Annotated in this window: 26 protein-coding genes; all 26 read left to right on the forward strand. The window is 33.8% G+C overall.

Annotation, left to right across the window (positions count from 1 at the left end; all coding sequences use genetic code 11):
- The first annotated feature begins 49 nt into the window (after positions 1-49).
- Positions 50-871, forward strand: a complete 822-nt coding sequence (gene hag, locus AAFN87_RS12045) for a flagellin Hag (RefSeq protein WP_347791313.1) — start codon at positions 50-52, stop codon at positions 869-871.
- Positions 872-989: 118 nt separating this feature from the next.
- Positions 990-2,696, forward strand: a complete 1,707-nt coding sequence (locus AAFN87_RS12050) for a motility associated factor glycosyltransferase family protein (protein WP_347791314.1) — start codon at positions 990-992, stop codon at positions 2,694-2,696.
- Positions 2,680-3,027: a hypothetical protein gene (locus tag AAFN87_RS12055; RefSeq protein WP_347791315.1), complete on the forward strand. Its 348-nt coding sequence runs from the start codon at positions 2,680-2,682 to the stop codon at positions 3,025-3,027. The genes AAFN87_RS12050 and AAFN87_RS12055 overlap by 17 nt, the downstream gene beginning before the upstream one ends.
- A gap of 3 nt (positions 3,028-3,030) precedes the next feature.
- Complete coding sequence (locus tag AAFN87_RS12060; RefSeq protein WP_347791316.1) at positions 3,031-4,587, forward strand: CgeB family protein; 1,557 nt, start codon at positions 3,031-3,033, stop codon at positions 4,585-4,587.
- Positions 4,588-4,606: 19 nt separating this feature from the next.
- Positions 4,607-5,581: a UDP-N-acetylglucosamine 4,6-dehydratase (inverting) gene (gene pseB / locus AAFN87_RS12065; RefSeq protein WP_347791317.1), complete on the forward strand. Its 975-nt coding sequence runs from the start codon at positions 4,607-4,609 to the stop codon at positions 5,579-5,581.
- Between the two features lie 38 nt (positions 5,582-5,619).
- Positions 5,620-6,777 (forward strand): UDP-4-amino-4,6-dideoxy-N-acetyl-beta-L-altrosamine transaminase, encoded by a 1,158-nt coding sequence (pseC, locus tag AAFN87_RS12070; RefSeq protein WP_347791318.1) that lies wholly within the window; start codon positions 5,620-5,622, stop codon positions 6,775-6,777.
- Complete coding sequence (locus tag AAFN87_RS12075; RefSeq protein WP_347791319.1) at positions 6,774-7,502, forward strand: cytidylyltransferase domain-containing protein; 729 nt, start codon at positions 6,774-6,776, stop codon at positions 7,500-7,502. The genes pseC and AAFN87_RS12075 overlap by 4 nt, the downstream gene beginning before the upstream one ends.
- Positions 7,503-7,510: 8 nt before the next feature.
- Entirely contained in the window at positions 7,511-8,530 is a 1,020-nt protein-coding gene (gene pseG, locus AAFN87_RS12080) for a UDP-2,4-diacetamido-2,4,6-trideoxy-beta-L-altropyranose hydrolase (RefSeq protein ID WP_347791320.1), read from the forward strand.
- A gap of 14 nt (positions 8,531-8,544) precedes the next feature.
- The gene (gene pseH / locus AAFN87_RS12085; RefSeq protein WP_347791321.1) at positions 8,545-9,093 is read left to right on the forward strand and encodes a UDP-4-amino-4,6-dideoxy-N-acetyl-beta-L-altrosamine N-acetyltransferase; all 549 of its coding nucleotides are present in this window, start codon (positions 8,545-8,547) and stop codon (positions 9,091-9,093) included.
- Positions 9,090-10,145 carry a pseudaminic acid synthase gene (pseI, locus tag AAFN87_RS12090; protein ID WP_347791322.1) on the forward strand — a complete coding sequence of 352 codons (1,056 nt, stop codon included), beginning with the start codon at positions 9,090-9,092 and terminating at the stop codon, positions 10,143-10,145. Before pseH ends, pseI begins: the two co-directional genes overlap by 4 nt.
- Positions 10,146-10,711: 566 nt before the next feature.
- The gene (locus AAFN87_RS12095) at positions 10,712-11,092 is read left to right on the forward strand and encodes a flagellar protein FlaG (protein WP_347791323.1); all 381 of its coding nucleotides are present in this window, start codon (positions 10,712-10,714) and stop codon (positions 11,090-11,092) included.
- A gap of 18 nt (positions 11,093-11,110) precedes the next feature.
- A complete protein-coding gene (fliD, locus tag AAFN87_RS12100) occupies positions 11,111-12,976 on the forward strand; it encodes a flagellar filament capping protein FliD (protein WP_347791324.1) in 1,866 nt (621 codons plus the stop codon).
- A 14-nt stretch (positions 12,977-12,990) separates the two neighbouring features.
- On the forward strand, positions 12,991-13,353 hold the full coding sequence (fliT, locus tag AAFN87_RS12105; protein WP_347791325.1) for a flagellar protein FliT: 363 nt from the start codon (positions 12,991-12,993) through the stop codon (positions 13,351-13,353).
- Positions 13,354-13,380: 27 nt separating this feature from the next.
- Positions 13,381-13,785: a flagellar export chaperone FliS gene (gene fliS / locus AAFN87_RS12110; protein ID WP_347791326.1), complete on the forward strand. Its 405-nt coding sequence runs from the start codon at positions 13,381-13,383 to the stop codon at positions 13,783-13,785.
- Positions 13,786-14,493: 708 nt separating this feature from the next.
- Positions 14,494-15,033, forward strand: coding sequence for a competence protein ComK (locus AAFN87_RS12115; RefSeq protein ID WP_347791327.1), 540 nt, complete (start codon positions 14,494-14,496; stop codon positions 15,031-15,033).
- Positions 15,034-15,381: 348 nt separating this feature from the next.
- Positions 15,382-15,786, forward strand: a complete 405-nt coding sequence (fliS, locus tag AAFN87_RS12120; protein ID WP_347791328.1) for a flagellar export chaperone FliS — start codon at positions 15,382-15,384, stop codon at positions 15,784-15,786.
- A gap of 221 nt (positions 15,787-16,007) precedes the next feature.
- A complete protein-coding gene (locus AAFN87_RS12125) occupies positions 16,008-16,397 on the forward strand; it encodes a PilZ domain-containing protein (RefSeq protein ID WP_347791329.1) in 390 nt (129 codons plus the stop codon).
- A gap of 103 nt (positions 16,398-16,500) precedes the next feature.
- A complete protein-coding gene (hpf, locus tag AAFN87_RS12130) occupies positions 16,501-17,043 on the forward strand; it encodes a ribosome hibernation-promoting factor, HPF/YfiA family (protein ID WP_347791330.1) in 543 nt (180 codons plus the stop codon).
- Between the two features lie 580 nt (positions 17,044-17,623).
- On the forward strand, positions 17,624-18,355 hold the full coding sequence (locus AAFN87_RS12135; protein WP_347791331.1) for a flagella basal body P-ring formation protein FlgA: 732 nt from the start codon (positions 17,624-17,626) through the stop codon (positions 18,353-18,355).
- A gap of 16 nt (positions 18,356-18,371) precedes the next feature.
- Positions 18,372-19,532 carry a CpaE/TadZ family protein gene (locus AAFN87_RS12140; RefSeq protein ID WP_347791332.1) on the forward strand — a complete coding sequence of 387 codons (1,161 nt, stop codon included), beginning with the start codon at positions 18,372-18,374 and terminating at the stop codon, positions 19,530-19,532.
- A gap of 12 nt (positions 19,533-19,544) precedes the next feature.
- Entirely contained in the window at positions 19,545-20,894 is a 1,350-nt protein-coding gene (locus AAFN87_RS12145; RefSeq protein ID WP_347791333.1) for a TadA family conjugal transfer-associated ATPase, read from the forward strand.
- Positions 20,891-21,817: a type II secretion system F family protein gene (locus AAFN87_RS12150; protein ID WP_347791334.1), complete on the forward strand. Its 927-nt coding sequence runs from the start codon at positions 20,891-20,893 to the stop codon at positions 21,815-21,817. The genes AAFN87_RS12145 and AAFN87_RS12150 overlap by 4 nt, the downstream gene beginning before the upstream one ends.
- Positions 21,818-21,821: 4 nt before the next feature.
- A complete protein-coding gene (locus AAFN87_RS12155) occupies positions 21,822-22,751 on the forward strand; it encodes a type II secretion system F family protein (protein WP_347791335.1) in 930 nt (309 codons plus the stop codon).
- Between the two features lie 21 nt (positions 22,752-22,772).
- Positions 22,773-22,982: a hypothetical protein gene (locus tag AAFN87_RS12160; RefSeq protein WP_347791336.1), complete on the forward strand. Its 210-nt coding sequence runs from the start codon at positions 22,773-22,775 to the stop codon at positions 22,980-22,982.
- A gap of 119 nt (positions 22,983-23,101) precedes the next feature.
- A complete protein-coding gene (locus AAFN87_RS12165; protein ID WP_347791337.1) occupies positions 23,102-24,499 on the forward strand; it encodes a vWA domain-containing protein in 1,398 nt (465 codons plus the stop codon).
- A gap of 57 nt (positions 24,500-24,556) precedes the next feature.
- Complete coding sequence (locus AAFN87_RS12170) at positions 24,557-26,266, forward strand: hypothetical protein (RefSeq protein ID WP_347791338.1); 1,710 nt, start codon at positions 24,557-24,559, stop codon at positions 26,264-26,266.
- The last annotated feature ends 27 nt before the right edge of the window (positions 26,267-26,293 follow it).

The following is a 26,293-nucleotide window of genomic DNA, read 5'->3' on the forward strand; positions in this document are numbered from 1 at the left end:
CCCACAAGGATGTGGGTCATAAAACAAAAATTCAAGGAGGAATTCTATCATGAGAATTCAACACAACATTTCAGCTTTAAACACACACCGTAACCTAACTTTCAACAACTCTCAATCAGCTAAAAACCTTGAGAAATTATCTTCAGGTTACAAAATCAACCGTGCCGGCGATGATGCTGCTGGTTTAGCGATTTCTGAAAAAATGCGCTCACAAATCAAAGGTCTTGATATGGCGACTAAAAACTCTCAAGATTCAATCTCTTTAATCCAAACTGCTGAGGGTGCACTTAACGAAACACATGCTATTTTACAACGTATGCGTGAACTAGCAGTACAATCTCGTAACGATACTAACCAGGATTCAGACCGTGATTTCTTACAAGATGAAATCGATCAGTTATTATCAGAGATCGACCGTATTGCTGACACTACTGAATTCAACGAAAAGAAATTATTAGACGGTTCTACAGGCGATTTAGTATTCCAAATTGGAGCTAACTCTGGTCAAACAATGACAATGGCAATCGGTGATATGAACGTTGATGCTATCGCTGGTGGTACACTTGATGGTCTTGATATTTCAACTGGTCTTGCTGCAAGTGCTGCGATTTCTAAAATCGATGCAGCTATTAAAGCGGTTTCTACTGAACGTTCTTCTCTTGGTGCCGTTCAAAATCGTCTAGAGCACACTATCAACAACTTAGGTGCTGCTTCTGAAAACTTAACTGCTGCAGAATCTCGTATCCGTGATACAGATATGGCTGCAGAAATGATGGCATTCACTAAAAACAATATCTTAACACAAGCGGCGCAATCTATGTTAGCGCAAGCTAACCAACAACCACAAGGAGTACTTCAATTATTACAATAATTAAGTACTTAAAGTGAGTTTTAAAAAGAAGGCAATCAATAAAATGATTGCCTTCTTTTTTATTGCTAATCTATTTATTAAATCTTTATTTTACCGATAAATAATGTGAGGTGATTTTATGTCCAATACTTCATTTAACATAGAAGAAATTAAAACAAAAAATATGATGGACACTGTAAAAGTGAACGGTTTTTTTTTACATAGTAAATTCGATCCTATAATAGAATCAATACGGTTTGTTGATAAAAATTATAAGGGAAAGAGATTACATATTTTATTTGGATATGGTTTAGGATATATAGTGGAGGAATTTTCAAAGCGGTTAGTTAATAATGAAAGATTAATAGTAATAGAGCCTATTTTTAATATCGAAAAATGTGAATTAAAGAATGTACAAATAATTAACATTAAAGGAAAGGAAAATCATTCTGTTGAAAAATTATTGAAAAATATTATTGGGTCGACAGATATGGTCACATTTTGTTGTTCGCCAAACTATGACAAAGTTTGTATGGATACTTATAAAGAAGTATTTAGCACTATCAAGAGAAATATATACATCCAATTCGTAAATGAAAATACAATTAATTTTATGGCGAAAGAGTGGCAAAGAAATTATCTTTATAATATTCAGAATGCTTTAAAAGGAAATTCTTTAAAGAAATTAGAAAAGGTTACCGATTGTCCGATAGTAATTGCATCGGGTGGTCCTTCATTAACTAAGCAAATACCTTTAATAGAAAAATATAGAAATAAAATGATTTTAATATCATCTGGGTCTACAATTAATACGTTATTAAAATTTAATATAGAACCAGATTATGCCATATCGATAGATAGTCAAGAGGTAAATTATAATCATTTCAAGGACCTTTATTTAAAAAATACTAGTTTAATTTACCATATGTATAATCATTATGGAATTCCGGAATCTTTTAAAAAAACTTCGTATTATTTTCTTGGAATAACAGACTCACACTTCCAAAAACATTTGCAAAATATAACAGATGAAGAAGTGCCATTAATTGCTGGTGGGGCTTCAGTGGCCAATTATGCATTGTCAATTGCAAGTTATATAACAAATGGCCCAATTGCTTTAATTGGTCAAGATTTAGCATATACAAATAATCAAACACATGCAGAGGCAAATAAACATTTTAAACAATTAAACGATGAAGAAATTAGAAGAAAAAGATATACATCTGCTGAGGGCTATTATGGAGATCAAGTTGTTACGGATTATCCTTTTTTGTCTATGAAACAAAATTTTGAAAATCTTAAAGAATATTTTGTTGATAACGATGTTTCTAATTGTACTGAGGGTGGAATAAAACTAGATGGATTTACTCAGATTCCTTTCCAAGAATTTTGTGAAAAAAATATGACTACTCCTTCTGATATAGTCTTAGAAGACCAATCGTTAAAATATTCCAATAAAGAATTGATAAGTAAAATTAAAGAAGATATAGTGATTGTTGAAAAAATTAATAAACTATCGAGTGAAAATTTAAAAATGTTAAAATCTAATACAAATCATTTTAAATTCTCTTTTAATGTTTTGCGGAGCTTGGATAAAAATGATGAAAAAATTTTAGAACTAGAATCAAAAAGTCCAGTTAATATTATTATGGGACCGGTTAATCTAAGAATATTAAAATCTTTTGCTCCCCCAAAAAACGAGACAAAAAAAGAAGCGTATTTACGCATATTTAAACAAAATGAATTGTTATATTCTAAATATGCTGAAGCATGTGAGGACACTAAGGTATTCTTGGAAAATTTAATTAGTAGAATAGAGGGAGAACAAAATGAATCAAATTATTAAAGAAACTATGGAATCCTATAATGAGTATATCAAAAAATTAATAATAGGATGCGAGACAATCTCTGAAGAATTAAGAAATCATGAACAAACATTACTGAATAATATAATGTTACTGAGTGAAGGAATTGAATGGCTAATTTCAGTAAATAAAAAGTTTTTCGAGTTAAATATAGGGGATTTAATAGATAGTAATGAAATAAAGTCTTTTCTTATAGAAATAAATGATGGTCTAGAAAATAAAGACTATTTATTAGTAGCTGATATTATTGAATATGAAATGAAACCTTTCTTTGAAAGCCTTAGTCCTTATGAAATTATTAATAGGCAGTAAACTATGAATAAAATAATAATAGAGCTTGCTAAAAATCAACAATATACGTGTAAATATTTAGAGAATGATAAATATAAATATTTGTATTCAAAATATATTCCTGAAAAAATAAATTTTGAAGTGAATATAAATGAAGACACTGAAATTATATTACTTTTAGGGTTAGGATTAGGGTATGAATTAAATTTAATTAGACAGAAAACGAATAAAATTATTTATGTATTAGAAAATAATATAGAATTTATAAAGCACAATAAGAATTTACCGGAAAATGTAATTTTGGTTTATGGGGATGAATATAAACAACTAGTTTTTAATAAGAAAATACAAATAGTAATAAACGATAATTTAATGAATATTAGTAAGAACTATTTTAAAGAAGTGTTAGATTATATAAAATTTAAAAAAAACATGTTAAAAATATTGGTTGTTGAACATCCAACGGTAATGTTAGATTGTGTAAAATCATTCGAAAAAATGGGATTTGAAGTAGACACAATTAATTTGAAAAATTTAAGTGAATTAATAGAAAGGCTTAATTCTAACCACTATGATTATATTTTCACGATAAATTTTTATAATTCTATAGCGAACATATGCGAGAAAGCGAATATAAAATATTTATCTTGGGTTGTAGATACGCCTTGTTATTCACTTTATATTAATGATTTGAATTTTAACTACTCATACATATTTATTTATGATAAATCAATTGTAAAAGATTTGAAGCAAAAAGGTGCAACGAATGTTTACTATTTACCTGTAGCAGTTGATGTAGATAGACTTGATAACATATTAAAAAAGGATGTTAAATATTCTTCTGATGTTTCTTTTTTAGGTAGTTGTTGTTCACATAATGAGTATTTGAATCATTATTATCCAGCTTTATCCAATGAAATAAAAGAATTAGTAGAAAAAATAATTGAAATTCAAATGTTATCGAATAATTATATTATAAAAGATTTAGTCGATAAGAATTTTTTGGATGTTTTCACAAAAGAAGGACGGATAAAGTTAACTAATATTCAGTTTAAACATTTAAGTAATGAAGATTTATTAGCTTTTTATTTAGGGCGATATCACAGTTATGTAGAAAGAAAAACAATTATTAATAACTTATCATCTAAATTTGATGTATCATTATATGGAGAAGAAGGATGGTTAAGAGAAGACCAAAATGGAATTATAAAAAAGATTTATCGTGGTGAGGCTGATCATTATAGTGAAATGCCCGAAATTTTCAGAAATTCAAAAATTAACTTAAATATTACTAGATCTTTTGTAGAGTCTGGATTACCAATGAGAGTATTTGACGTACTGGGATCTAAAGGATTTCTAGTAACTAATGATAAAGAAGATATTCATCGTCTATTTAAGCCGGGAAGAGATTTGGTGATTTATAGAGATTTAAAAGATTTAGACGAAATTATAAATTATTATTTAAACCATGAAACAGAAAGATTGGAAATTGCACAATCAGGTTATGAAACTACTAAAAATGAACATAGTTTTGAGCATAGAATAAATAAAATGTTCGATACAATAAAAAAATTAGATTAAGTATGGAAGTGAAAGAATTATGAAAAATGAAATTAAAGATAAAGTTATTCTAGTAACTGGTGGAACAGGTTCATTTGGTAAAAAATTTATTCGTAAAGCTTTAACATTAGGTGTAAGGAAAATAATTGTTTTTAGTCGTGATGAACTAAAACAATATGAGATGAAACAGGAATTTAAAGATGAACGAATCCGATTCTTTATTGGGGATGTACGTGATAAAGATCGTTTGTACAGAGCATTTGACGGAGTAGATATAGTCATCCATGCAGCTGCTATGAAGCACGTAGATGCGTGTGAATATAACCCTTTTGAGGCAGTGAAGACAAATATTCATGGAGCTCAAAATATTATCGAGGCTGCAATCGATCGCGGAGTTGAGAAGGTAATAGCACTTTCCACAGACAAGGCATGTAGCCCAGTGAATTTATACGGTGCAACAAAACTAGCATCTGATAAATTATTTGTCGCGGCAAATGCTTATGTAGGAGAAAAGAAAACTCGGTTTGCAGTTGTGCGCTATGGCAACGTAGTAGGAAGTCGAGGTAGCGTTGTGCCATTCTTTAAAAAGATTAAGCATACAGGCAAATTACCTATTACAGATGATCGGATGACACGATTTTGGATTACCCTCGATCAGGGAGTACAATTTGTATTAGATAATTTAGAGCGTATGTATGGGGGCGAAATATTTGTACCAAAAATCCCAAGCATGAAGGTAACTGATTTAGCAAAAGCAATAGCACCAGATTGTGAAATTGAAATTATCGGTATTCGCCCTGGCGAGAAATTACACGAAGCAATGATTATGGAAGACGATGCACGCCATACAATAGAGTTTGACAAATACTATATTATCCAACCAGAGTTAGCTTGGTGGCCACAAGGGCAATTAAATGGCGGTAAACCTTTACCTGAAGGTTTTGCCTATACGAGTGATAATAATTCAGAGTGGTTAACAGTTGATCAATTACAAGAGTTGGTGGAGAAAATGTAGTCTTTGACTGCATTTTTTTCTATAAGGAGAGAATAATATTGAGAGATTCTTATTTACCATATGGGAAGCAATGGGTTGAAGATGATGATGTAGATGCAGTAATAAAAGTATTAAAAAGTGATTATTTAACGACTGGTCCAACAATAGCTTGTTTTGAGCAAAAAGTAGCTGAATATGTTGGAGCAAAATATGCAGTAGCATTTTCGAATGGGACAGCTGCTCTTCACGCTGCATGTTTTGCTGCAGGTATAGGTGAAGGAGATGAAGTGATTACAACACCGATAACTTTTGCTGCAAGTGCAAATTGTGTACGTTATGTTGGTGGGACAGTAGTTTTTGCTGATATTAAGGAAGATACATATAATATAGATCCTTTAGAGATTGAAAAAAATATCACGCCAAATACTAAAGCGATCATTCCTGTACATTTTACAGGACAACCAGTACAACTAGATGAAATTCATGCTATTGCCAAAAGGCATAATTTAATTGTAATTGAAGATGCTGCACATGCGCTCGGTGCTGAATATAAAGGGGAAAAAATTGGTGCATTGAGTGATATGACAATGTTTAGCTTTCATCCTGTAAAACATGTGACAACAGGTGAAGGCGGCGTTATTACAACTAATAATAAATATTTCTATAAACAGCTATTACAATTCCGTTCTCACGGTATTACGAAAGACTCGGAAAGTTTATGGAAAAATGAAGGACCTTGGTATTATGATATGCAGTTTTTAGGCTATAACTACAGAATGACAGATTTTCAAGCTGCTCTCGGTATTAGTCAGATGAGTAAATTAGAAGAATTTGTATCACGTCGTCGCGAGATAGCTAAAATTTATGATGAAGCATTTATAGAAAATGAATTGATTATTACTCCTAAACAACATCTAGAGGGAAATTCTAGCTGGCATCTATACATTATTAAATTAAACTTAGCAAAAGTAAATGCAACTAGAAAAGATATTTTTGAAGCATTGATAGCTCAAAATATTGGAGTAAATGTTCACTACATTCCAGTGCATACTCTGTCGTATTATCAACAATTAGGTTATAAGAAAAGTTCTATGCCAAAAGCTGAGGAACTATATGAAGCTATTATTACATTACCCTTATTCCCAAAAATGTCGAATAGTGACGTACAAGATGTAATTTATGCAGTAAAAACGGAGCTAGAAAAGGTGAGAACATGAGAATAGTTGCGATAATTCAGGCAAGAATGGGGTCTACACGCTTACCGGGTAAAATTCTAAAAAAAGTAAATAACCGCCCACTACTTTCTTATCAAATTGAACGTTTACAACAAAGTCAGTATATAGATGAATTAGTGATAGCTACAACAATTAAACAGCAAGATGATTTAATAGTAGAGTTTTGTAAGGAAAACTCTATATCGTATTATAGAGGTTCTGAAACCGATGTTTTAGCTAGATACTATGAGGCAGCTTCAGCTTTTAAAGCAGATGCAATTGTTCGTATTACTTCAGATTGCCCAATTATTGATGTACAAATTGTAGATTTAACGATACAGCATTTTATAGAAAGTAATAAATTCGATTATGTTTCAAATACGGTAGAGAGAACATATCCACGAGGGTTAGATACAGAAATATTTTCATTTGCGGCACTAAAAAAAGCGTATAATGAGGCTTTGTTAGAAAGAGACCGCGAGCATGTAACTGCTTTTTTCTATTCAAACCCTGATGTATTTTCCATTGGTCATATTAAAAATGATAAGAATTACAGTAAATATCGTTGGACTGTTGATACTGAAGAGGACTTGGAATTAATAAGAAAAATAATTCAAGGACTATATAATAAAAATCCACAATTTACTTTACAAGATACAGTGAATATTATGGATAAAAATCCCGATTGGTTTTACATTAATGCTCATATAGAACAAAAGAAATTATAGGTGATAGCATGAACGTATTTATTCGAGTAGATGCTTCTGTTGAAATTGGTACAGGACATGTTATGCGTTGTTTAACTTTAGCACATCGACTAAAAAAAGAAGGGAAAACTGTCGCTTTTATTTGTCGAGGGACAGAAGGGGATTGTATAGAATTAATCGAACAACAAGGCTTTCAAGTATATCAATTGTCTAATTTTCAGGGAACATTATGGGCGTATGTTGAAGAACAATGGGAAAAAGATGCTAAAGAAACGATTGATATTTTATGCAATTTTAAAGTAGCACAGCTTATTATTGATCATTATTCAATCGATATTAAGTGGGAGCAATTAATTCGCCCTTTTACAGAACAAATAATGGTAATTGATGATTTGGCAAATCGTCAGCATGATTGCGATATATTACTAGACCAAAATTTTTATTTGAATATGGAAACTAGATACGAAGCTCTAGTTCCCCTTAATGCAAAACTGCTACTCGGTCCAACCTATGCTTTATTACGTGAAGAGTTTATCGAAGAAAAAATGCACATTAGACCTTTTAATGGTAAATTGGAGCGTTTATTTATTTTCTTTGGTGGTAGTGATCCAACAAATGAAACGGAGAAAGTTTTATTTGCAATCAAGCCGATAATAGAGCGATATAAATTAAGTGTTGATGTCGTTGTAGGTAATTCGAATCCGAACAAATTAGAAATTAAACAAATATGTGATAAAATTGAAAATGCCTATTATTATTGCCAAGTGAATAATATAGCCCAATTAATGGCACAAGCAGATTTAGCAATAGGTGCAGGTGGGGCAACTACGTGGGAAAGAATTTTTTTGGAATTACCCTCTATTGTTATTGCAGTTGCGCAGAATCAAATAGAAGTTGCAAAAGCAGTAGCGAGTACCAGGGCAATTTTTTATTTAGGTACCGCTAATGAAGTAAACCGTGAGCAAGTACTTACAATTGTTGAACATCTTTATAGAGATACTACTGAATTAATACAAATCAAACAAAATTGTAGTAATTTGATGTCGTGAAGGGAAGTAATACAATGTTTGATGCATCACTTAGAGACATAGTTGTTGATGATTTAGAAAAGATTTTAGCATGGCGTAATCAAGAACATATTAGATCTGTTATGTTTAACAATAACATTATTTCATGGCAACAACATATGGATTGGTACAATGAATTAAAGAATAAAAAAAGTAAAATTTCTAAAATGTTCACTTTTAAGGATGTTACTTATGGTGTTTTAAATATTAATGATATAGATAAATATTCTAATAAATGTTCATGGGGCTTTTACATAGGGGAAATAGAGTCACCTAAAGGTACAGGGTTATTATTAGGCTATACGTGTCTGGAGTTCATTTTTAAAGAATTAAAGTTTCGCAAATTATGTGCAGAAGTTATTGAAACAAATAAAATAAGTTGCGGTTTTCATGAAAAATTAGGATTTAAATTAGAAGGTACATTACGTAAACATATTAAACGGAATGATAGGTATGAAGATATTTATGTTTACAGTTTATTTGCTAATGAATGGGAAGAAAAAAGAATTGAATTAAAGTTAGAATTAGAGGAGAGATTTAAGTGAAGCCAATCACAGTAGGTCAATATAAAATTGGATATAAAGAAAAACCATTCATCATTGCAGAGATGTCTGGAAATCATAATCAGTCTCTCGAACGTGCATTAGAAATAGTTGAAGTAGCTGCAGCAAGTGGAGTTCATGCTTTAAAAATACAAACATATACTGCTGATACAATTACCCTAGATGTTGATTCACCTGATTTTATGATTGCAGATGAAGGGAACTTGTGGAATGGTAGAAAACTTCATGAGTTATATGATGAAGCGCATACTCCATGGGAATGGCATAAACCCATTTTTGACCGAGCAAAAGAATTAGGCATGATTGCTTTTAGTACGCCGTTTGATGAAACAGCTGTTGATTTTTTAGAGGAGTTAGATGTACCGCTATATAAAATTGCCTCTTTTGAAAATACAGATTTACCACTAATCAAAAAAGTGGCAGCTACAGGAAAGCCAATGATTGTATCTACTGGAATGGCAACATTAGCTGAATTAGACGAATTAGTCCGTACTGCAAAAGAAGCGGGATGTAAAGACCTCGTACTATTAAAATGTACAAGTACTTATCCAGCAACACCTGAAAATACGAATATATTAACTATTCCACATATGAGGGAATTATTTGAAGATGTACAAATTGGATTATCCGATCATACGATGGGAATTGGTGTAGCTGTAGCCAGTGTTGCGTTAGGTGCAACGGTCATTGAAAAACATTTCACACTAAACCGTGCTGACGGAGGGGTGGATTCGGCATTTTCAATGGAGCCAGCCGAAATGAAAGCACTTGTAGAAGAAACAGAACGTGCTTGGTTAGCGATGGGGAAAGTTACTTATGGTCCAACAGAAAAAGAAAAAGCATCATTAAAATTCCGCCGTTCGATTTATGTATCTAAAGATATTGAAGAGGGTGAAGAGTTTACAAAGGATAATATTAAAATTGTACGTCCAGGGTATGGTCTTGAACCGAAATACTATGAAAATATACTAGGAAAAGTAGCAAACAAATCTATGAAAAAAGGGACCCCTTTAAATTATCAGACTTTGTTTTAACAAATAGTTTAAGATTAAAATTGACTCTGTATTTTTAATGCATAATATAGATTGTAAGAAGATAAGATGACATCTTATTATTCAGTTGTGGAAGATTATGTTCCTGTATTAGTGTATAAAATTAAAATGTATTAAATTGAATTAATTTTTTAATTTTATAATCTGTTTTTTACCAATAAGTAAGAGCACAATTAAAATATTTGTTAGTATAACTATATATAATCCGCTATAAGCGGACGCTTATAGCGGGCAAGCACCGAGCAGCTTCCCTAGCTACGCTCAGCCCATGGTCTCTTTCTGCTTGCCACCTGGAGTCGTCGCCTTCCGCTCATATCAAATAGTTCGTGTATCTTTATGGAAATAATATTTGTAAAATTGACTCGAATATTAATTAATTACATCTGCTCTCTTCCCTTATATATAAAACCAATTAAGAATAACAGCTATATAGTAATTAATTCTTTTCAACTGTGATATTTGTAGTTTTAAGTAAAATAAAGAAAAGTTTCTCCGATATAAAAAGAAAGTAATTCGATACGCTCTAATTAATTTCAAGGAGGATGGATATGATGCGTATTACCTCTCAGTCTTTAGTTGAACAAACAACATTGACTAAAACTAGTCATGATATTGATTCGTCAACAGGCAAGGTAGTTACACAAGGAAGTGAAGATACTACAATTTCATCAGAGAAAAGTCAGTATGTAGAAGTTAATGATAAAAATACAAGTAAAATTGAACAAGCTGTTAAGACAATGAATGAAGTACTGAATATTAATCATAGTACTTCAAAATTTGTATATCACGAGGGATTAGGTCGTTATTACATTACTGTTGTTGATAGTGATTCAGACGAAGTAGTAAAAGAAATTCCACCCAAAAAGCTACTAGATGCCTTTTATGAAATGCAAAAAATGTTAGGCATGATTGTAGATGAAAAAATTTAATTATTGGAGGTAAAAAGTATGGCATCAACTAACGCAACTTCATTTTCTTATTTAAGTACAGCAGGTAATCGCTTTACAGGATTAGCTTCAGGAATGGATATTGATTCAATTGTTGAAAAGCTAATGAAAGCTGAAAGTGCAAAAATGGAAAAGCTTCAGCAACAGAAGCAAAAGTATGAATGGCAACGTGATTCTTATCGTGACATAAATAGAAAAATGGAAGCCTTTAGAACAGAAGCGTACGATAAATATAAGCCAAGTTCATTTTTATCAAAGACTGCTTCAGTGTCTGATTCTAGTAAGGTTTCCGTTATTGCAGGGTCTTCAGCAGCGGGGTTATTAGAAATTTCATCTGTCACACAATTAGCAAAAAATGCATCAGCAAATGAAAATTTAAATACTGTTAAAACTCTTAACGGTAACCATAAATTGTCTGATTTGGGCATTGGAACTAGTGGTGCGGCGAAATTCACAATTAATAATGAAGAAAAATCGCTAGTATTTAATCCAAGTGATTCAATCAATTCTATTGTTTCAAAATTAAAGTCTACTGGATTTGAAAATGCTAAATTTGAAAATGGCTCGTTTTCATTAGGTCAAGATGTAAAAGTAACAGAAGATAATATTGAATTTTTAGATAGACTTGGTTTTGATGTGGTTGAAAATGAAACTTTAAAGGATACAGCGACATCCAGCATTAGTGGTAACTTTACAGCTAATAGTTCATCAACTCTAAAAGATTTAGGGCTTGATTTAGGTGACAAAGAATCTGGAATCATAACATTTAATGTTCTTCAAAATGATGGTTCAATGAAAGCAACTTCAATTGAATATAAAGAAACTGATACAATTGATCAGTTAGTAAAACAAATTAATGGCTCAGGTGCAGGGGTAACCGCTATTTTTAGTAATGGTCAGTTATCATTAAGCACAGTAGCGACAGGTGAAGCTGCTGGAGGTTCATTACAAGTTAGTTCAGATACAGGTAAATCACCTTTACTTTCTTCAATTGGTTTCTCTAAACCTACAAATGAAATTGAAGCAATTGGAAAAATTGCAGATGGTCAAGATGCTAAATATACTATAAACGGTATTGAAAAAACATCCCATTCTAATACATTTACTGAATCAGGTTATTCAATTACCCTAAAACAAACAATGAAAGCAGATGAAAAAGTAACAATTAGTTCATCAACTGATACAAATTCAGTTGTAGATAAGGTGAAATCCTTTGTTGAACTATACAATGGCCTAGTTGAAAGTTTGAATAATCCTATTAAAGAAAGAAAAGATTATAATTATAAGCCTTTAACTGATGCCGAAAAATCAGCAATGTCAGAAGATGAAATTAAGAAGTGGGAAGAAAAGGCAAAGCAAGGTTTACTACGTAATGACAATGCAATTAGCACAGTTGTTTCGGAGATGCGCACAGCTATTTATTCAATTAGCACTAATAAGGATGATAAATACAATACTTTATTTAATATGGGTATTACTACTTCCGATAAATATACGGATGGCGGTAAATTAGTAATTGATGAAGAGAAGCTTAGAAAAGCAATTGAAACAAACCCGGATGCAATATCAGATTTATTTACACGTACTGCTGGGACAAATGGTACTGAAGATAAAGGCGGACTTGTAACACAATTGCGAAGTATTGCGAAAACAGGTATTGATTCTATTGCTACAAAGGCAGGAAAAGAAGGTGCAGTTGAAAATTCGTTTACTTTAGGCAAAAATTTAATTTCAGTTGAATCCAAAATTACAGAGTGGAAAACTAAATTAAAAAAAATAGAAGAGCGTTATTTTAAGCAATTCTCGGCAATGGAGCAAGCTATTCAAAAAGCTAACTCACAATCTAGTATGTTTGCACAAGGATAATTTTGGAGAGCAATATGGATAAAATATTAACTAATTATTTGCAGACATCTGCCCAGCTGTTTAAATATTTGACGCAAATTCCAACTGGCGAAGAACGTACTGAATATATTAATAAAATTAATGAATATTTAGATGAGCGCGGAAAACTAGTAGACCAATTAAAACAGTTTAACTTTAAATATAATGAAACAATTAAAATGCATCAAACATTATTTGAATTAGATAAAGGCATTCAAGAAAGATTAGCTATCGTTATGGAAGTTGTTAAGGAAGATATAAAAGAATTGCAAAATACGAAAAAGCATGAGCAGCAATATATCGATCCGTATGAAAGCTTACGAATTTTAGAAGGTCGTTATTATGACGGAAAAAAATAGCAGTTATTTTTATAGAGGAGTGTCTCCATGGCAACACAAAATGCAGCTTACAACGCCTACAAACAAAACAGTGTGACGACAGCTTCACCAGGTGAGCTGACGTTGATGTTATATAATGGATGTTTAAAGTTTTTAACGAGAACAAAATTAGCAATCGATGACAAAAATATTGAGCAACGTAATTACAATATTCAACGGTCACAAGCAATCATTTCAGAGTTAATGGCTACATTGAATATGGATTTTGACATTTCAAAACAAATGCTGCCATTATATGAATATATGCAACGTCGATTAACGGAAGCAAATATTAAAAATGATGCTGCCATTGTTGATGAAGTAGAGGGTTTAGTAACTGAATTCCGTGATGCATGGAAGGAAGTTATTAAAATTACGCGCCAGCAACAATTCGTTAATCAGGATCAGATTTAGTGATTTGTACAATGTCGTGAAGAAAACCGAGCTAAAAAATAGCTCGGTTTTTTCATATTAACATGCTGGACCAAACTTCATTTAATCAAATTAGCTAGGGCAATTCTACCGATATATGAAATTTATAACAGAAATATGTAGACTGAATAGTCGGAATAGCGTAAAATAAGAAGTGGTTTAAAGTATATTTGATTTATGTAGATGTCTATCGATGTACCTATGTGTAACTATTTAGGGTAATCAATCGATTGACTGCATGAAATCAATGTCTTTTTACTACTTCTATGCGTCCAGGATGATGTTTGTGTAGCGGTGTTTTTGTCAATTGCCAGCAATACGATTAGACCTGAACCTTTGCACCCTCAGAGTATTAGCTACAATAGTAAGCAGGCTTGAACAAAGCATTGACGAATACCCCGTAGCGTTTAAAAATTCCATTTCATTAAAAACTTAATTGGCTTAAAGTTTTTCCATGCAGAACTGGTGGGGATTTATTTGCGTTGGAATGAAAGCGCTTTATTTTTCGTTTGCTAACACAACTGGACATGCTCGCGATGAAAGGAGTGAGAAATTGCATAATAAAACAAAAATAAAAACCCTTTAGTACTAGATCCCGCTAAAGACCGTACTAAAGGATTTTGGGAACCGGAGTATACCGGTTAATTTTCAGTATACTCCTTTTTTTCAAAAAATAAAGGGGGGAAAGACATGTTAATATTAGATCATTATATTTTTAATACTAATACGGCAATGCTAGGTCAGATGACAAATGAGTACGGCGAATACTTTACAGTAATAGTTGAAAATAAACGCATCTATCGAGTAAACATGCCAATGCAAAAGTTAATAGAAATTAATCTGAATTATTATGGGTCAAGCTTCCGGGGGGCTAGAGATGGATCGCGTGCAATTTTAGGTAATATTCATATGTATCCTATAGCGATCAACATAGCGAAAAATATAATATGGTTCCCAAGCGAATCAATGAAAAATCCAAGTCTACGATGGTTTGCACTTGACTGTATTCTAACTTTCGGCAGAAGCGGAGATAACGAAACGGAAGTAACGTTAACGAGTGGATTGAAGTTTGTTATTCCAGTAAAACATAAGGAATTCTTAAAGAGGTACAATCATGCTCATTTATTAAAGTCGAAAATGGAGCAACGTACGACTCATATGTCACAGTTTATTGCTGAACGTTTTATCGAATACAAAGTTAAAGATGACGAAATAGATCTTAACGAATAATTAGTATTAATGCAGTTCTGTAAACATGAATTTATAGGACTGCATTAGTTTATTTGTATTCGTATAAAAGCCTGGAGCTTATATAGTTCAACGTTAATTAATGCTCTTATTATTACAAATGCCAATAGGTTGGGGGCATTATTACCTTTTCTAAATATCTCTTGAAAAAACGGTTTGAAGTATGAATCCCTATTCCAACGTGCGCACGATGGATGGCATGTATTATGACAAGAAGAAGTAGGGGGAAATGTGCTACTTTATTCACAAACTACTGAATTTTTAATCGTAATTATTACCATAATCGTGTAAACTAAATGTAACAAATGCTTCAAAAAGGAGTGTCTCTTATTGGCAGCACAAACGGCAGCATACAATGCGTACAAACAAAATAGTGTCACTACAGCATCGCCAGGCGAATTAACATTAATGCTTTATAATGGTTGTTTAAAGTTTTTAACAAAATCAAAAAAAGCAATTGAAGATAAAGATATTCAAGAAAAAAATACAAATATCCAAAAGGCACAAGCAATTATTGCAGAGCTAATGTCTACATTGAATATAGATATTGAAATTTCTAAGCAAATGCTGCCATTATATGAGTATATGAATCGTCGTTTAGTAGAGGCAAATATTCAAAATGATATACATATTATCGTAGAGGTTGAGGGATTAGTTACTGAGTTCCGTGATACGTGGAAGGAAGTACTGAAAATTACTCGTCAGCAGCAATACGGTAATGCTGAGCAAATTTAAATAATTGCCAAATGCTCAAAAAATCCAGTAGCGGGTTTTTTGAGTGTTTTTTTTAATTTAAATGATTTGCTGAATTTAGTAAAATATATATATGACAAAATTGTTCTAATTATTTCGGTTAATTAGGTATAAAGTAGATAGACAGCAAAACATTATATACATAATAATGAATACGTACATAGTTTTTACAAAAAATGTTATTCTGTTCGGAGGAGAATTGTATGTTTTTTAAACGTAATGAAGGTTTTCGGTTTTCATTTGACGACCCGATTCCGGCAAGTGTGGTCGTTTTAGTGGATGGCAAACCAGTCGATATAGAAAACACAAGGCATCAATGTGGTATTTTGGATATTAGCCCACGCGGAATGAAAGTGTTTAGTGAGTCAGATTTTGGTGCACATTATAATGAGAAGCTCCAGTTAGAAATTCATTTCGTACTCGATATGACGGATATTGTCGGAATTGGTGAAATAATGTGGGTAAAGCCTTTTGGGCGAGGTAAACAATATGGCATCATTTTTCATGAGCAACCTTCTGTGGAGGATTTAATCATAAATGAATTAAAAAGTCGACGTAAAAAAGAAGTGAAGAAACATAAACCGTCTATGTAGAAAAATGTCGAGAAATGAAAAAGTTTTTTTCATAAATCAGCAGGAGTTTTTAAATTTGCGTCGAAATGAATTAGTATAGCTTTAAATTAAGGAGGAGTTTCATATGCTAAACTTTAATATTCGTGGTGAGAACATTGAGGTAACTCCAGCGATTCGTGAGTACGTTGAAAACAAAATTGAAAAGGTAGAACGTTATTTCAGTGATGATATCAATGCGAACGCTAACGTCAATTTGAAAGTGTATAATGATAAGCAAACAAAAGTAGAAGTAACGATTCCGATGAAAAATTTAACGCTACGTGCAGAAGAGCGCCATGACGATATGTATGCTGCAATTGATTTAATCGTCGATAAATTAGAGCGACAAATTCGAAAACATAAAACAAAAGTAAATCGTAAATTCCGTGAAGGTGCTGGTGTATACTTTGCAAACATTACACAATCAGGAATACCAGTAACTGAAGAAGAGTACTCAGTAGTTCGCACAAAACAATTTGATCTTAAACCAATGGATCAAGAAGAAGCCATTTTGCAAATGAACATGCTTGGACATGATTTCTATATTTTCACAGACGCAGAATCAGACAGCACAAATATCGTTTATAAACGCAAAGATGGAAAATACGGCTTAATTGAAACAAATTAATTATGTAAATAATGAGGATTCCCAAATTGGCGGGGGTCCTCTTTTTATTTTTATGAATAAAATTCTATTATTAAACTACATCCACAACCAAGAAATACTGGGAACCTTAATTCGACCATGGGACCTCGAAAATCGCTCGTGGGATTCGAAAATTCGCCCGCAGGTACCAGTAAGCGCTGGTAAAACGAAATTCGCACTCAAGAGTCACTAATTCAACCGAATAAAATAGATTAAAGTTCCCCTGAACAATCAATATAGAGATCCATCTTTCACCTTACTTTAATATGGAAAAAACTCTCGAGAATAAATGTTCTCCAAAAATGATTATTAAGACTTAAAAATGAAAATTATTATACGTCTACAGACCCCAAAAACAAAAAAATCTATAAAAAAATAATACTCAAAAATAGTAAACTATATATATTTTGGGGAATAAGATAATTTATCCTAAGACAATTAGGCTACTTCTGAATTTGGAAAATTCTAACTATCTTTGACATCCATCACTTCTAAATTATACTAAAAATTGTAAGTATTTATTATTTATAACATTCTCTATTATCTGAAAGTAGGGGTAGCTATGTTAGAAGCAAAAAGACGCGCTGCAATCTTTTTAATATTAGCCTTTCTGATGGCGGCTGTAGTGGGTTATTTAGTATTAGAAAAAGTAAAACAGCTAAATGCAGAACTTGGAGGGATGGTTGAGATTTATGTCTCAAATGGAAATATCCCTACACGTACATTGCTTCAACCAAACCAATTATCAAAAATGGAAATACCTCAAAAGTTTTTAACAGATTCGCATATTACGGCAGACTCAGAGATTATTGGGTATGTATCAGTGGTTCCTTTAGAAGAAGGGGATATTGTTACGAAAAATATGCTAAAGAATTTTGCGAATCTTCAAAATGAAAATAATCGACTAGTAGCACTTTATAGAACCGATAAAGTGCAATTTGATCAGGAAATTGCTGCTTTGGATCGGGTAGATATAGTTGTATCACACGACAAGAATGGTGAAAAGACAACCGAAATATTTATGAAGGATGTGCCTGTAGCTTTTGCTCAAGGAACGAGGGAGAATTTTGCTGGAATCGCAGTAGAAATCTCTATGACAGACGCCCCAAAGCTCATCCATATGCAAAATTATGCGGAATATATCCGTGTATTAAAGGCGAATGTCGGTAAAGATGGTCAAGTGGCTGAGGAAGAGATTGCTGAAATAGAAGAAGGTGAAGGCGTGACCGAAGAAGTTCCGACCGAGGAATCTAAAGTTAGAGCAGACGAGCAAAAAACTGAGGGGAATTCATGAAGCAGGAGGTTGTAGCATGGAAAAAAAGTTAAATATTTTAATTGTTAGCGATAATTCAGTTCAAGTGCAGCAGCTTACGACTATTGCAGAGAGCACAGATGAAATTGTACTAGCTGCTACAACTACAGATGCAATTCGGGAAATGAATAGGGAAACAAGAGATATCGTTATCATGACTCAACCTGAAACGGACATGGCAATTGAAATGGTTCAATTGATGCGACAAATCAATCCACTCGTTCTCATTATTTTTATTGCGCAAGAAACAGACTTTGTTTTATTACGTAATATGATGCGTGCAGGAGTAGATGAATTTTTTGTTTTCCCAGAAGAAACCTCATTGTTTACAAGTAGGTTTTCAACAACCGTAAAAAATTACGCCATTAAGAAAAATTCAAGAGAAAATGGCATGTCTATTTCGTTCGGTAGAGGAAGAGGTCAAATCTTTTCTTTCTATAGTGGAAAAGGTGGAAGTGGAAGAACAGTCACTTCTTCGGTTCTTGCACAAACGTTAAAGCTAGAATCAACTGCAGAAGTTATACTTATCGATTTAAATGGTCAATACGGTGGGATTGAGTCGATGTTTTCTATTGAGTCGAATCGTTCTTTAGCAGATTTATTGCCAGTTATTGAAGAGTTAAATGAAAGTCATATAAGAAATGTTTCTAAGACAGAGCAACACTCAAAGCTTGAAATATTAATTAGTCCGAATGATGCAGAGGTAGCTGAATCACTTGGGGATGAATTTGTTGCTAAATTACTACGTATTTCAAGGAGGGCATTTGATTATGTCATTGTTGATTTACCTGCCATGCTTTCTGGCCCTGTCATAACAGCGATGGAGGAATCAGATAAGATTTTTTACGTATTAACACCAGATACGCCATCTTTAAAAGTACTAAAGCAATACGAAGATTTATCAGCTCGAATTGGCGTTAATTTAATGGATAGAATGGAGGTTATTTTGAATTTTATTTCAAAAGAAAATGAAGTTCAGCAAAAGGATTTAAAGCAAATTCTTAAGTTTCCAATCGCAGCAGCTCTTCGCAAGGATGTAAAAGGGTTGCAACCATTTATTAATAAAGGTGAGCCTGTTCGAAAGCTTGCGAAAGAACGAAAATTAATTCCATTCGCAAAGGATGTTCGTAAATTAACGCATGAAATATTGAAACGATAAGGGGGTGCAGTAGTGGCTTCTATTTTTGAGAGAAGAAAAGAATTGGCTAGCCAAATGAGAGCCGTTTCCTATCAATATGACAATCATCTTGTTGATGAGCTTGTGGAGCATTATAAAAATCGCTTGCTTCGAGATACGAATTTAGAGGCGTTAACACAGCTCTCACAGGGAGAAATGAGACTGAAGATTGAACAATATGTCTCACAATTTATGTCTGAGGAACGCGTTGTCATTTCACGTCATGATAAAGAGCTCTTAGTTACACGTATTTTAGATGAATCAGTTGGGCTAGGGCCACTAGAGCCTCTTATCAATGATCCGAATATTACAGAAATCCTAATAAATGGCTATAACGAAGTGTACGCGGAACGAAATGGCAAGCTTGAAGAGGTTGAAATATCTTTTCGAGATGATGAACATGTCAGACACATTGTGGACCGGATTGTAGCGCCACTTGGTCGTCGAATTGATGAAAGTTCCCCAATGGTTGATGCCCGATTACCAGATGGGAGCCGTGTGAATGCTGTCATACCACCGATTAGTTTAAACGGTACACTTGTCTCAATTCGAAAGTTTAGAGCAGAACCTTTTCAAATTAAAGATTTACTTGAACTAAACTCCATAAGTGAGGATATGGCTTATTTCGTTGAATGCGTAGTCAAGGCGAAAATGAATATACTCATTTCAGGTGGGACAGGCTCAGGGAAAACAACACTGTTGAATGTTGCAGCAAACGCTATTCCTCCATATGAACGCGTCATCACAATAGAGGATTCTGCAGAGCTTCGATTAAATCGTCCAAATGTAGTAGGGATGGAGGCGAGACCAGCAAACGTGGAAGGAAAAGGAGAAGTGTCCATCCGAAATCTCGTTCGAAATGCACTTCGGATGCGACCGGATCGTATCATTGTTGGAGAAGTACGAAGTGGGGAAGCGTTCGATATGCTTCAAGCAATGAATACTGGACATGAAGGGTCGATAACAACTGTCCATGCTAATACGCCAGACGATGCATTAAGACGGGTTGAGTCAATGGTCATAATGGCTGGTATGGATCTACCGTCCTCCATTATCCGTGAGTTTATTGTCGGTGCATTAGACATTATTATACAAGCAACAAGGTTAACGGATGGAACAAGGAAAATAGTATCGATTTCAGAAGTTCAAAAAAATGATGATGGTACATCTAGGATTATCGAAATATTCAAATTTAAAAGAGTGGGTATGTCGGAAAATGGAGATGTCATTGGTTACTTCATACCTACAGGAAATAGGCCGCAATGTTTAGAAAGGATACGAATGTTTGGAATCACGATTCAAGATAGTTTATTTAGGTCGCGGCAGCAGGAGGTAAACATATGATTGTCGCTTCCATAGCTACAATATCAACTATTCTTTTACTTTTTGGTTTATACAATTTGCTAGGCTATCGTAAAGAAAAAAGAGAATGGCGTAAAAAGACGCATCAATTTTATCTCGAAGGCGAACGCCGAAGAAGTATGCTTATTATTTTAGGAACTAAATTCGATAAAACCGATACCGCTAAAGAAATGGAAGGGAAATTAGCAGATGCAAATATTCCGTTTACTCCTTCAGAATTTATCGGCGCGCTTGTTGTTTCATTTATGGGCATATTGTTCGTGCTCGTCAACATTTTTAACGTACCAACATTCATTGCGATATTGATTTCTTTCCTCGTTTTGGAAGGTGGAAGAAGAATGCTCTTTAGTATCCGAAAAAACAGAAGGCGACAAATTTTAGTCGAGCAACTGCCTGAAATATGTAGGCTTCTAGCAAATTCAACAAGGTCAGGCATGACGCTAAATCAGGGTATTCAATTAGTAGCAAAAGAAATGGCGGAACCTGCAAAGAGTGAATTCAAAAATTTAGCTCATGAATTATCTTTAGGAATCGACTTTGGTAGTGCAATCCGTGCATTAGAAAAAAGAGTAGACAATAAAGAGTTCCATTTATTCACTGCCACTTTGCTTATTCAGAAAAGAGCTGGTGGCAATTTGTATATAGTGTTGGATGAAATGAGTCAGACATTAGATGAAAGAAAATTGCTAAAGCAGGAAATTAAAACAATGACTGCTGAGCAAAGATATATTTCTTATATTGTACCGGTTATTCCTATTTTTCTCGTGCTTATGATGAATAATGTTGTAGACGACTTTTTAGATCCTCTCTTTTCAGGAATTGGTCTTATACTATTAGCTATTTTTGTAGTAGGAATGATATTTACATTTGTCATCGTACGAAGAATTACAAATATTAGGGTGTGACAAAATGGATGGAATTATTGCAATTACAATCATGCTTACAGTTCTCTTTTTTGGAGTTGGACTAAGAGCCATATATGTATTTTGGCTAAATCATAAAGAGCTGAAAAACACGGTTTTTGACACGCTAGTTGATGATGTTATTAAAAAGAAAGTAACTCGAAAAGAAAAGCTTATAAAGAAAGCATTGCATTTTGCAGATGATTTTGCGGACTTAGGTCAGCGTATTAATTTCTTTAGTGAAAATGCAGATGTAAAGAAGTGGATTATTCAGGCAGGACACCCTTATGGACTGACGGTAGAGCGGTTCCAAGGGTTAAAAATATTTCTACTTATTATGGGAACAATCTTAGGTGGAATTTTGCTTATTTTAGGTTTTCCATATGCTCAATTTCTCGTCATCCTTTTACCGATAGCAGGTTATATGGGCGCGATTTTTTGGATACGTTCGAAAGCGAAGGGGAGGCAGTTGGAAATATCGTATCAACTTCCAGATTTTCTCGATACGATGAGTGTCACGTTACAGGCTGGTGTTAGTATGAATCAAGCTTTACGTGATATCGTGCCGTATTTCGAGGGACCTATCAAAGAGGAGTTTAGCCGTTTTATTCAAGAAATTAGTATTGGTGTTCCTCGAGTAGAAGCATATCGTTTGCTACTTGAGCGGAATGAGTCAAAAGAGTTTCAGCTATTAATAAAATCACTTATTCAAGGCGAACGACTAGGTGTACCTATAGCAGATTCTTTCAAACATCAAGCCGAAGAAATGAGAAAACTAAAAAAAGAGATGGTGAAAGAAAAAGCAGCAAAAGCTTCACCGAAAGTGACTTTAGTGACAACGTTTATTATTTTGCCATCTTCCTTAATTTTAATTGGTGGCTTGATGATTATAAATATGTTTAGTCAAAACAATGGGATTTTTGAATTTTTTAAATAAAACTAAAAAAGGGGAATGAACATGAAAAAATTATCAATGAAAGTATGGATCAAAATGATGGAGCCAATAAAAAACGAGAGAGGTGCACAATCTTTAGAGTGGCTGGGCTTAGCCGCATTATTAATTTTAGTGCTAGGCATTATCTCGACTGCTGTGAAAGGTCAGGAAAGTTTAATTGGTCAGTTAATTGCTAATATAGTATCGAAAATTTCTGGAATGGTAGGAGAATAGATTTTGTGAATTAAAGTGAATGAAGTGTCTATCTAAACTATGCGAAGTTTGTATTATTGAAAATCTAAAATAATATGTACTGTATCTTTTGGAAGGCATGTTGATAGGAGTGTAGTTTTTTGAAAAATAGATTTAGCTTAATTACGTTCCTCATCGTATTATGTTTTCTACTTGCTAGTTGTAATGAGGAAGAACAGGTCGTGCAAAATCCAGTTTTAGAAGTTCAGAACGAAACAAATGAAGAAGAGTCAATAGTTGATTCGGAGACAAAAGTGGAAGAGAATCAGGGAGAATTTTTAATAGCTCCCCCCCTACCGACAACATTAAAGGAGCTTGAAAACTTATCTGTAGGCTATACGGAATATATTAATAGACTCTCTGAAGAAGGGCAACAGCTTATAGATGAGTTAACCGAAGAAATTCCTGATATATCCAATAATCCTACGACAGAACAATTAAATCGGTATTATGAAGCCATTTTATCTGTTTTTCAAGAGGACTTTGTAGGGCCTGAAGAAATAATAGAAACACTTAAATTCCAATCTATCGGTAGCCCTGATATTGAAGACCCTCGCTATCAATTTAAAGAAAATTTAAATGTGGTCATCATTTTAGATGCTTCTGGCAGTATGGCAAATATGGAAGGTAGTGTAACTCGGATGGATGCCGCAAAAACGGCGTTAGATGAATTTGTAAAAGGTTTGCCAGAAGATGCGAATGTTGGCTTACGCATTTACGGTCATAAAGGAACAGGGAGCAGCTCGGATAAAGCACTTTCCTGCAGTAGTAGTGAATTAGTTTATCCAATTTCCAAGTATAGTGCGGAAGGTTTTAATCAAGCTTTAGAAAAATCGAAGCCTTCTGGGTGGACACCGATTGAATTAGCAATAGCAGAGGCGCAAAAAGATCTGTCTGCATTTAAAGGCGATACCAATACGAACATTATTTATTTAGTGAGTGACGGCATTTCAACTTGCGATGACGATCCAGTTCAAGCAGCGAAAATGTTGTATGAGTCAGACATTACGCCAATCGTGAACGTTATAGGTTTTAACGTAGATCATGAAGGACAGAAGCAATTACAGAACATTGCAAAGGCGACAAAAGGAACTTATAAGCATGTAACAGATGCGCAAAGTTTACAAGATAAGTTGAATGAAGCCAATGAAGTCGCGCTAAAGTGGAAACAATGGAAAGAGTCTCAAGATGGCTGGTTAGGCTATTACAGAGTAAACAACTCGCTTGATATTTACGTTTACATTAGCCAACAAAATGTGAAAATGCGTAAAGAAAGAAGTGAATTAGGATTTACGATTACGCATTTATATCAACAAAAGCAAAAAATGTCCCGAGAATCACACGATTATTTAAAACTAAAAAATGCGGAATATCATGACTGGATTGAAAAAGAATATGGCAAATTAAAAGCTGATTTAGAAGCTTTAAATGAACTTAATTATGCGGAAGCGGTACAGGAATTAGAAGATAAATATATAAAAAACACAAGCGCCCAGTAAAAGAATTGAGGTGAAAGTGTGCAAAACAGAAAGTTGAGGAGAATAGTAGCTGTCTTTATGACGGCATTTATATTATTTTGGTCTGCACTCCCCGCTATAAGTATGGCATTTTTTATCACTCCGGGTACGCCAATAAAACCTGGGGAAGCAATCACTCCTGGAGATGCAATTATTCCTGGACAGCCAATTACTGGTGGGCAATTTATTATACCTGGTGAAGTTTTCCAACCGGGCAACGCTATTCAAGGTGGGAAGCCATATCAACCTGGCTCTATTTATCAAGGAGGAAATGCACCTGTTTCTGGGCAGCCAATAATCCCAGGTACTCACATACAAATTGGTCAATTCATCATTCCAAATATAGCAGGTAGTTTACCTATTAATAACAATTGGTTAGTAACAAGTGAAGCAATAACTGGTGGAAATGCTATAGAAGGTGGAAATGCGTTAAATGGGGGTAATGGTCCAGGTGATGGCACTGCAATAAATGGAGGCAATATTTCAACAGGTGGAGAAGGTCCAAATGGAGGCAATGTGTCGACAGGTGGAGAAGGTCCAAATGGAGGCAATGTTTCAACAGGTGGAGGAGGTCCAAATGGAGGCAATGTTTCAACAGGTGGAGAAGGTCCAAATGGAGGCAATGTGTCGACAGGTGGAGAAGGTCCAAATGGAGGCAATGTTTCAACAGGTGGAGAAGGTCCAAATGGAGGCAATGGCTCAACAGGTGGAGAAGGTCCAAATGGAGGCAATGTTTCAACAGGTGGAGAAGGTCCAAATGGAGGCAATGTTTCAACAGGTGGAGAAGGTCCAAATGGGAGCAATAGTTCGACAGGTGGAGAAGATCCAAACGGGAGCAATAGTTCTACAGGTGGGCGTACTTCAGGAGAAGAAACCATTAGTAATATTCCATCAACAATGAATATCATTTTTAATTCAACAGATACTAGTAGAGGACCTTTAGGGGTTATATCTGGAATTTTGAAAGATGGGAAGCGATTTATAACAAGTTTTGGAAAGAACTTTTCTGAGGGGATGGCAGCCACTTACGCAGGTTTTAGATTTGATGAGTTGAAATCTGGAAAGTATAAAGTACAAGGTAATGCTAGTTTGAAAAATCCAATAATGAATTATTTTTATGATAATTACAAAAAATATAAGATTGATAATAAATCTGCTTATATGCCTGCGGGTAAGACAAATCCAAAACAATACAAAATAGATAGTTTTTTTGAGAGTAAAAAATTTACGCAATTTGGATCTGCTAAAGATTTTTTGGGCAGCACTTGGAAAAGTGTTAAATCAGGTTTGAATGATGGTTTTAATATATTTTCCAAAAGTTTTCGGTCAAAATCTAATGTGCTAAAACTAAATGGCCCTGTGAGTATTGCTACAAGTGCTTTTAACAGTGTATACGATTATGGATGGGGCACTAAGTCTGATTTAGGTTTTAGCTCTTCCAATTTTCATGCTGATTTAACAGTAGATCTTGCGATTGGCGCTGGTACCACAGTTCTTTCGAGTATTGCATCAAGTATTACGGCTGGAGCAGTTGCAGGTTCGGTTGTGCCTGGCTTGGGAACAGTTGCAGGTGCTGTTGCAGGTTTGTTGGTAGGTATAGGAACTTCATATCTAATTCATGGAACTAATCGGGGACGAAATATTAAGAAATGGGCTAGTGATGGCTTAAGTAAAATCTATAGTAAGGGTGCTGAAAAAGTGAAAGGTTTCCTTAGTGGGACAAAAAAGCTGTTTGGTTTTGGAAGTTGATAGGGTTGCTCCATTTGGGGCAATCCA

It is taken from the genome of Solibacillus sp. CAU 1738 (genome assembly GCF_039888725.1).
In the GTDB taxonomy this organism is placed as follows: domain Bacteria; phylum Bacillota; class Bacilli; order Bacillales_A; family Planococcaceae; genus Metasolibacillus.

Coding starts and splice junctions, on each gene's coding strand:
- hag (WP_347791313.1), top strand. CDS start 50: ATGAGAATTCAACACAACATTTCAGCTTTAAACACACACCGTAACCTA.
- AAFN87_RS12050 (WP_347791314.1), top strand. CDS start 990: ATGTCCAATACTTCATTTAACATAGAAGAAATTAAAACAAAAAATATG.
- AAFN87_RS12055 (WP_347791315.1), top strand. CDS start 2,680: ATGAATCAAATTATTAAAGAAACTATGGAATCCTATAATGAGTATATC.
- AAFN87_RS12060 (WP_347791316.1), top strand. CDS start 3,031: ATGAATAAAATAATAATAGAGCTTGCTAAAAATCAACAATATACGTGT.
- pseB (WP_347791317.1), top strand. CDS start 4,607: ATGAAAAATGAAATTAAAGATAAAGTTATTCTAGTAACTGGTGGAACA.
- AAFN87_RS12075 (WP_347791319.1), top strand. CDS start 6,774: ATGAGAATAGTTGCGATAATTCAGGCAAGAATGGGGTCTACACGCTTA.
- pseG (WP_347791320.1), top strand. CDS start 7,511: ATGAACGTATTTATTCGAGTAGATGCTTCTGTTGAAATTGGTACAGGA.
- pseH (WP_347791321.1), top strand. CDS start 8,545: ATGTTTGATGCATCACTTAGAGACATAGTTGTTGATGATTTAGAAAAG.
- AAFN87_RS12095 (WP_347791323.1), top strand. CDS start 10,712: ATGATGCGTATTACCTCTCAGTCTTTAGTTGAACAAACAACATTGACT.
- fliD (WP_347791324.1), top strand. CDS start 11,111: ATGGCATCAACTAACGCAACTTCATTTTCTTATTTAAGTACAGCAGGT.
- fliT (WP_347791325.1), top strand. CDS start 12,991: ATGGATAAAATATTAACTAATTATTTGCAGACATCTGCCCAGCTGTTT.
- fliS (WP_347791326.1), top strand. CDS start 13,381: ATGGCAACACAAAATGCAGCTTACAACGCCTACAAACAAAACAGTGTG.
- AAFN87_RS12115 (WP_347791327.1), top strand. CDS start 14,494: ATGTTAATATTAGATCATTATATTTTTAATACTAATACGGCAATGCTA.
- AAFN87_RS12125 (WP_347791329.1), top strand. CDS start 16,008: ATGTTTTTTAAACGTAATGAAGGTTTTCGGTTTTCATTTGACGACCCG.
- hpf (WP_347791330.1), top strand. CDS start 16,501: ATGCTAAACTTTAATATTCGTGGTGAGAACATTGAGGTAACTCCAGCG.
- AAFN87_RS12135 (WP_347791331.1), top strand. CDS start 17,624: ATGTTAGAAGCAAAAAGACGCGCTGCAATCTTTTTAATATTAGCCTTT.
- AAFN87_RS12140 (WP_347791332.1), top strand. CDS start 18,372: ATGGAAAAAAAGTTAAATATTTTAATTGTTAGCGATAATTCAGTTCAA.
- AAFN87_RS12150 (WP_347791334.1), top strand. CDS start 20,891: ATGATTGTCGCTTCCATAGCTACAATATCAACTATTCTTTTACTTTTT.
- AAFN87_RS12155 (WP_347791335.1), top strand. CDS start 21,822: ATGGATGGAATTATTGCAATTACAATCATGCTTACAGTTCTCTTTTTT.
- AAFN87_RS12160 (WP_347791336.1), top strand. CDS start 22,773: ATGAAAAAATTATCAATGAAAGTATGGATCAAAATGATGGAGCCAATA.
- AAFN87_RS12170 (WP_347791338.1), top strand. CDS start 24,557: ATGACGGCATTTATATTATTTTGGTCTGCACTCCCCGCTATAAGTATG.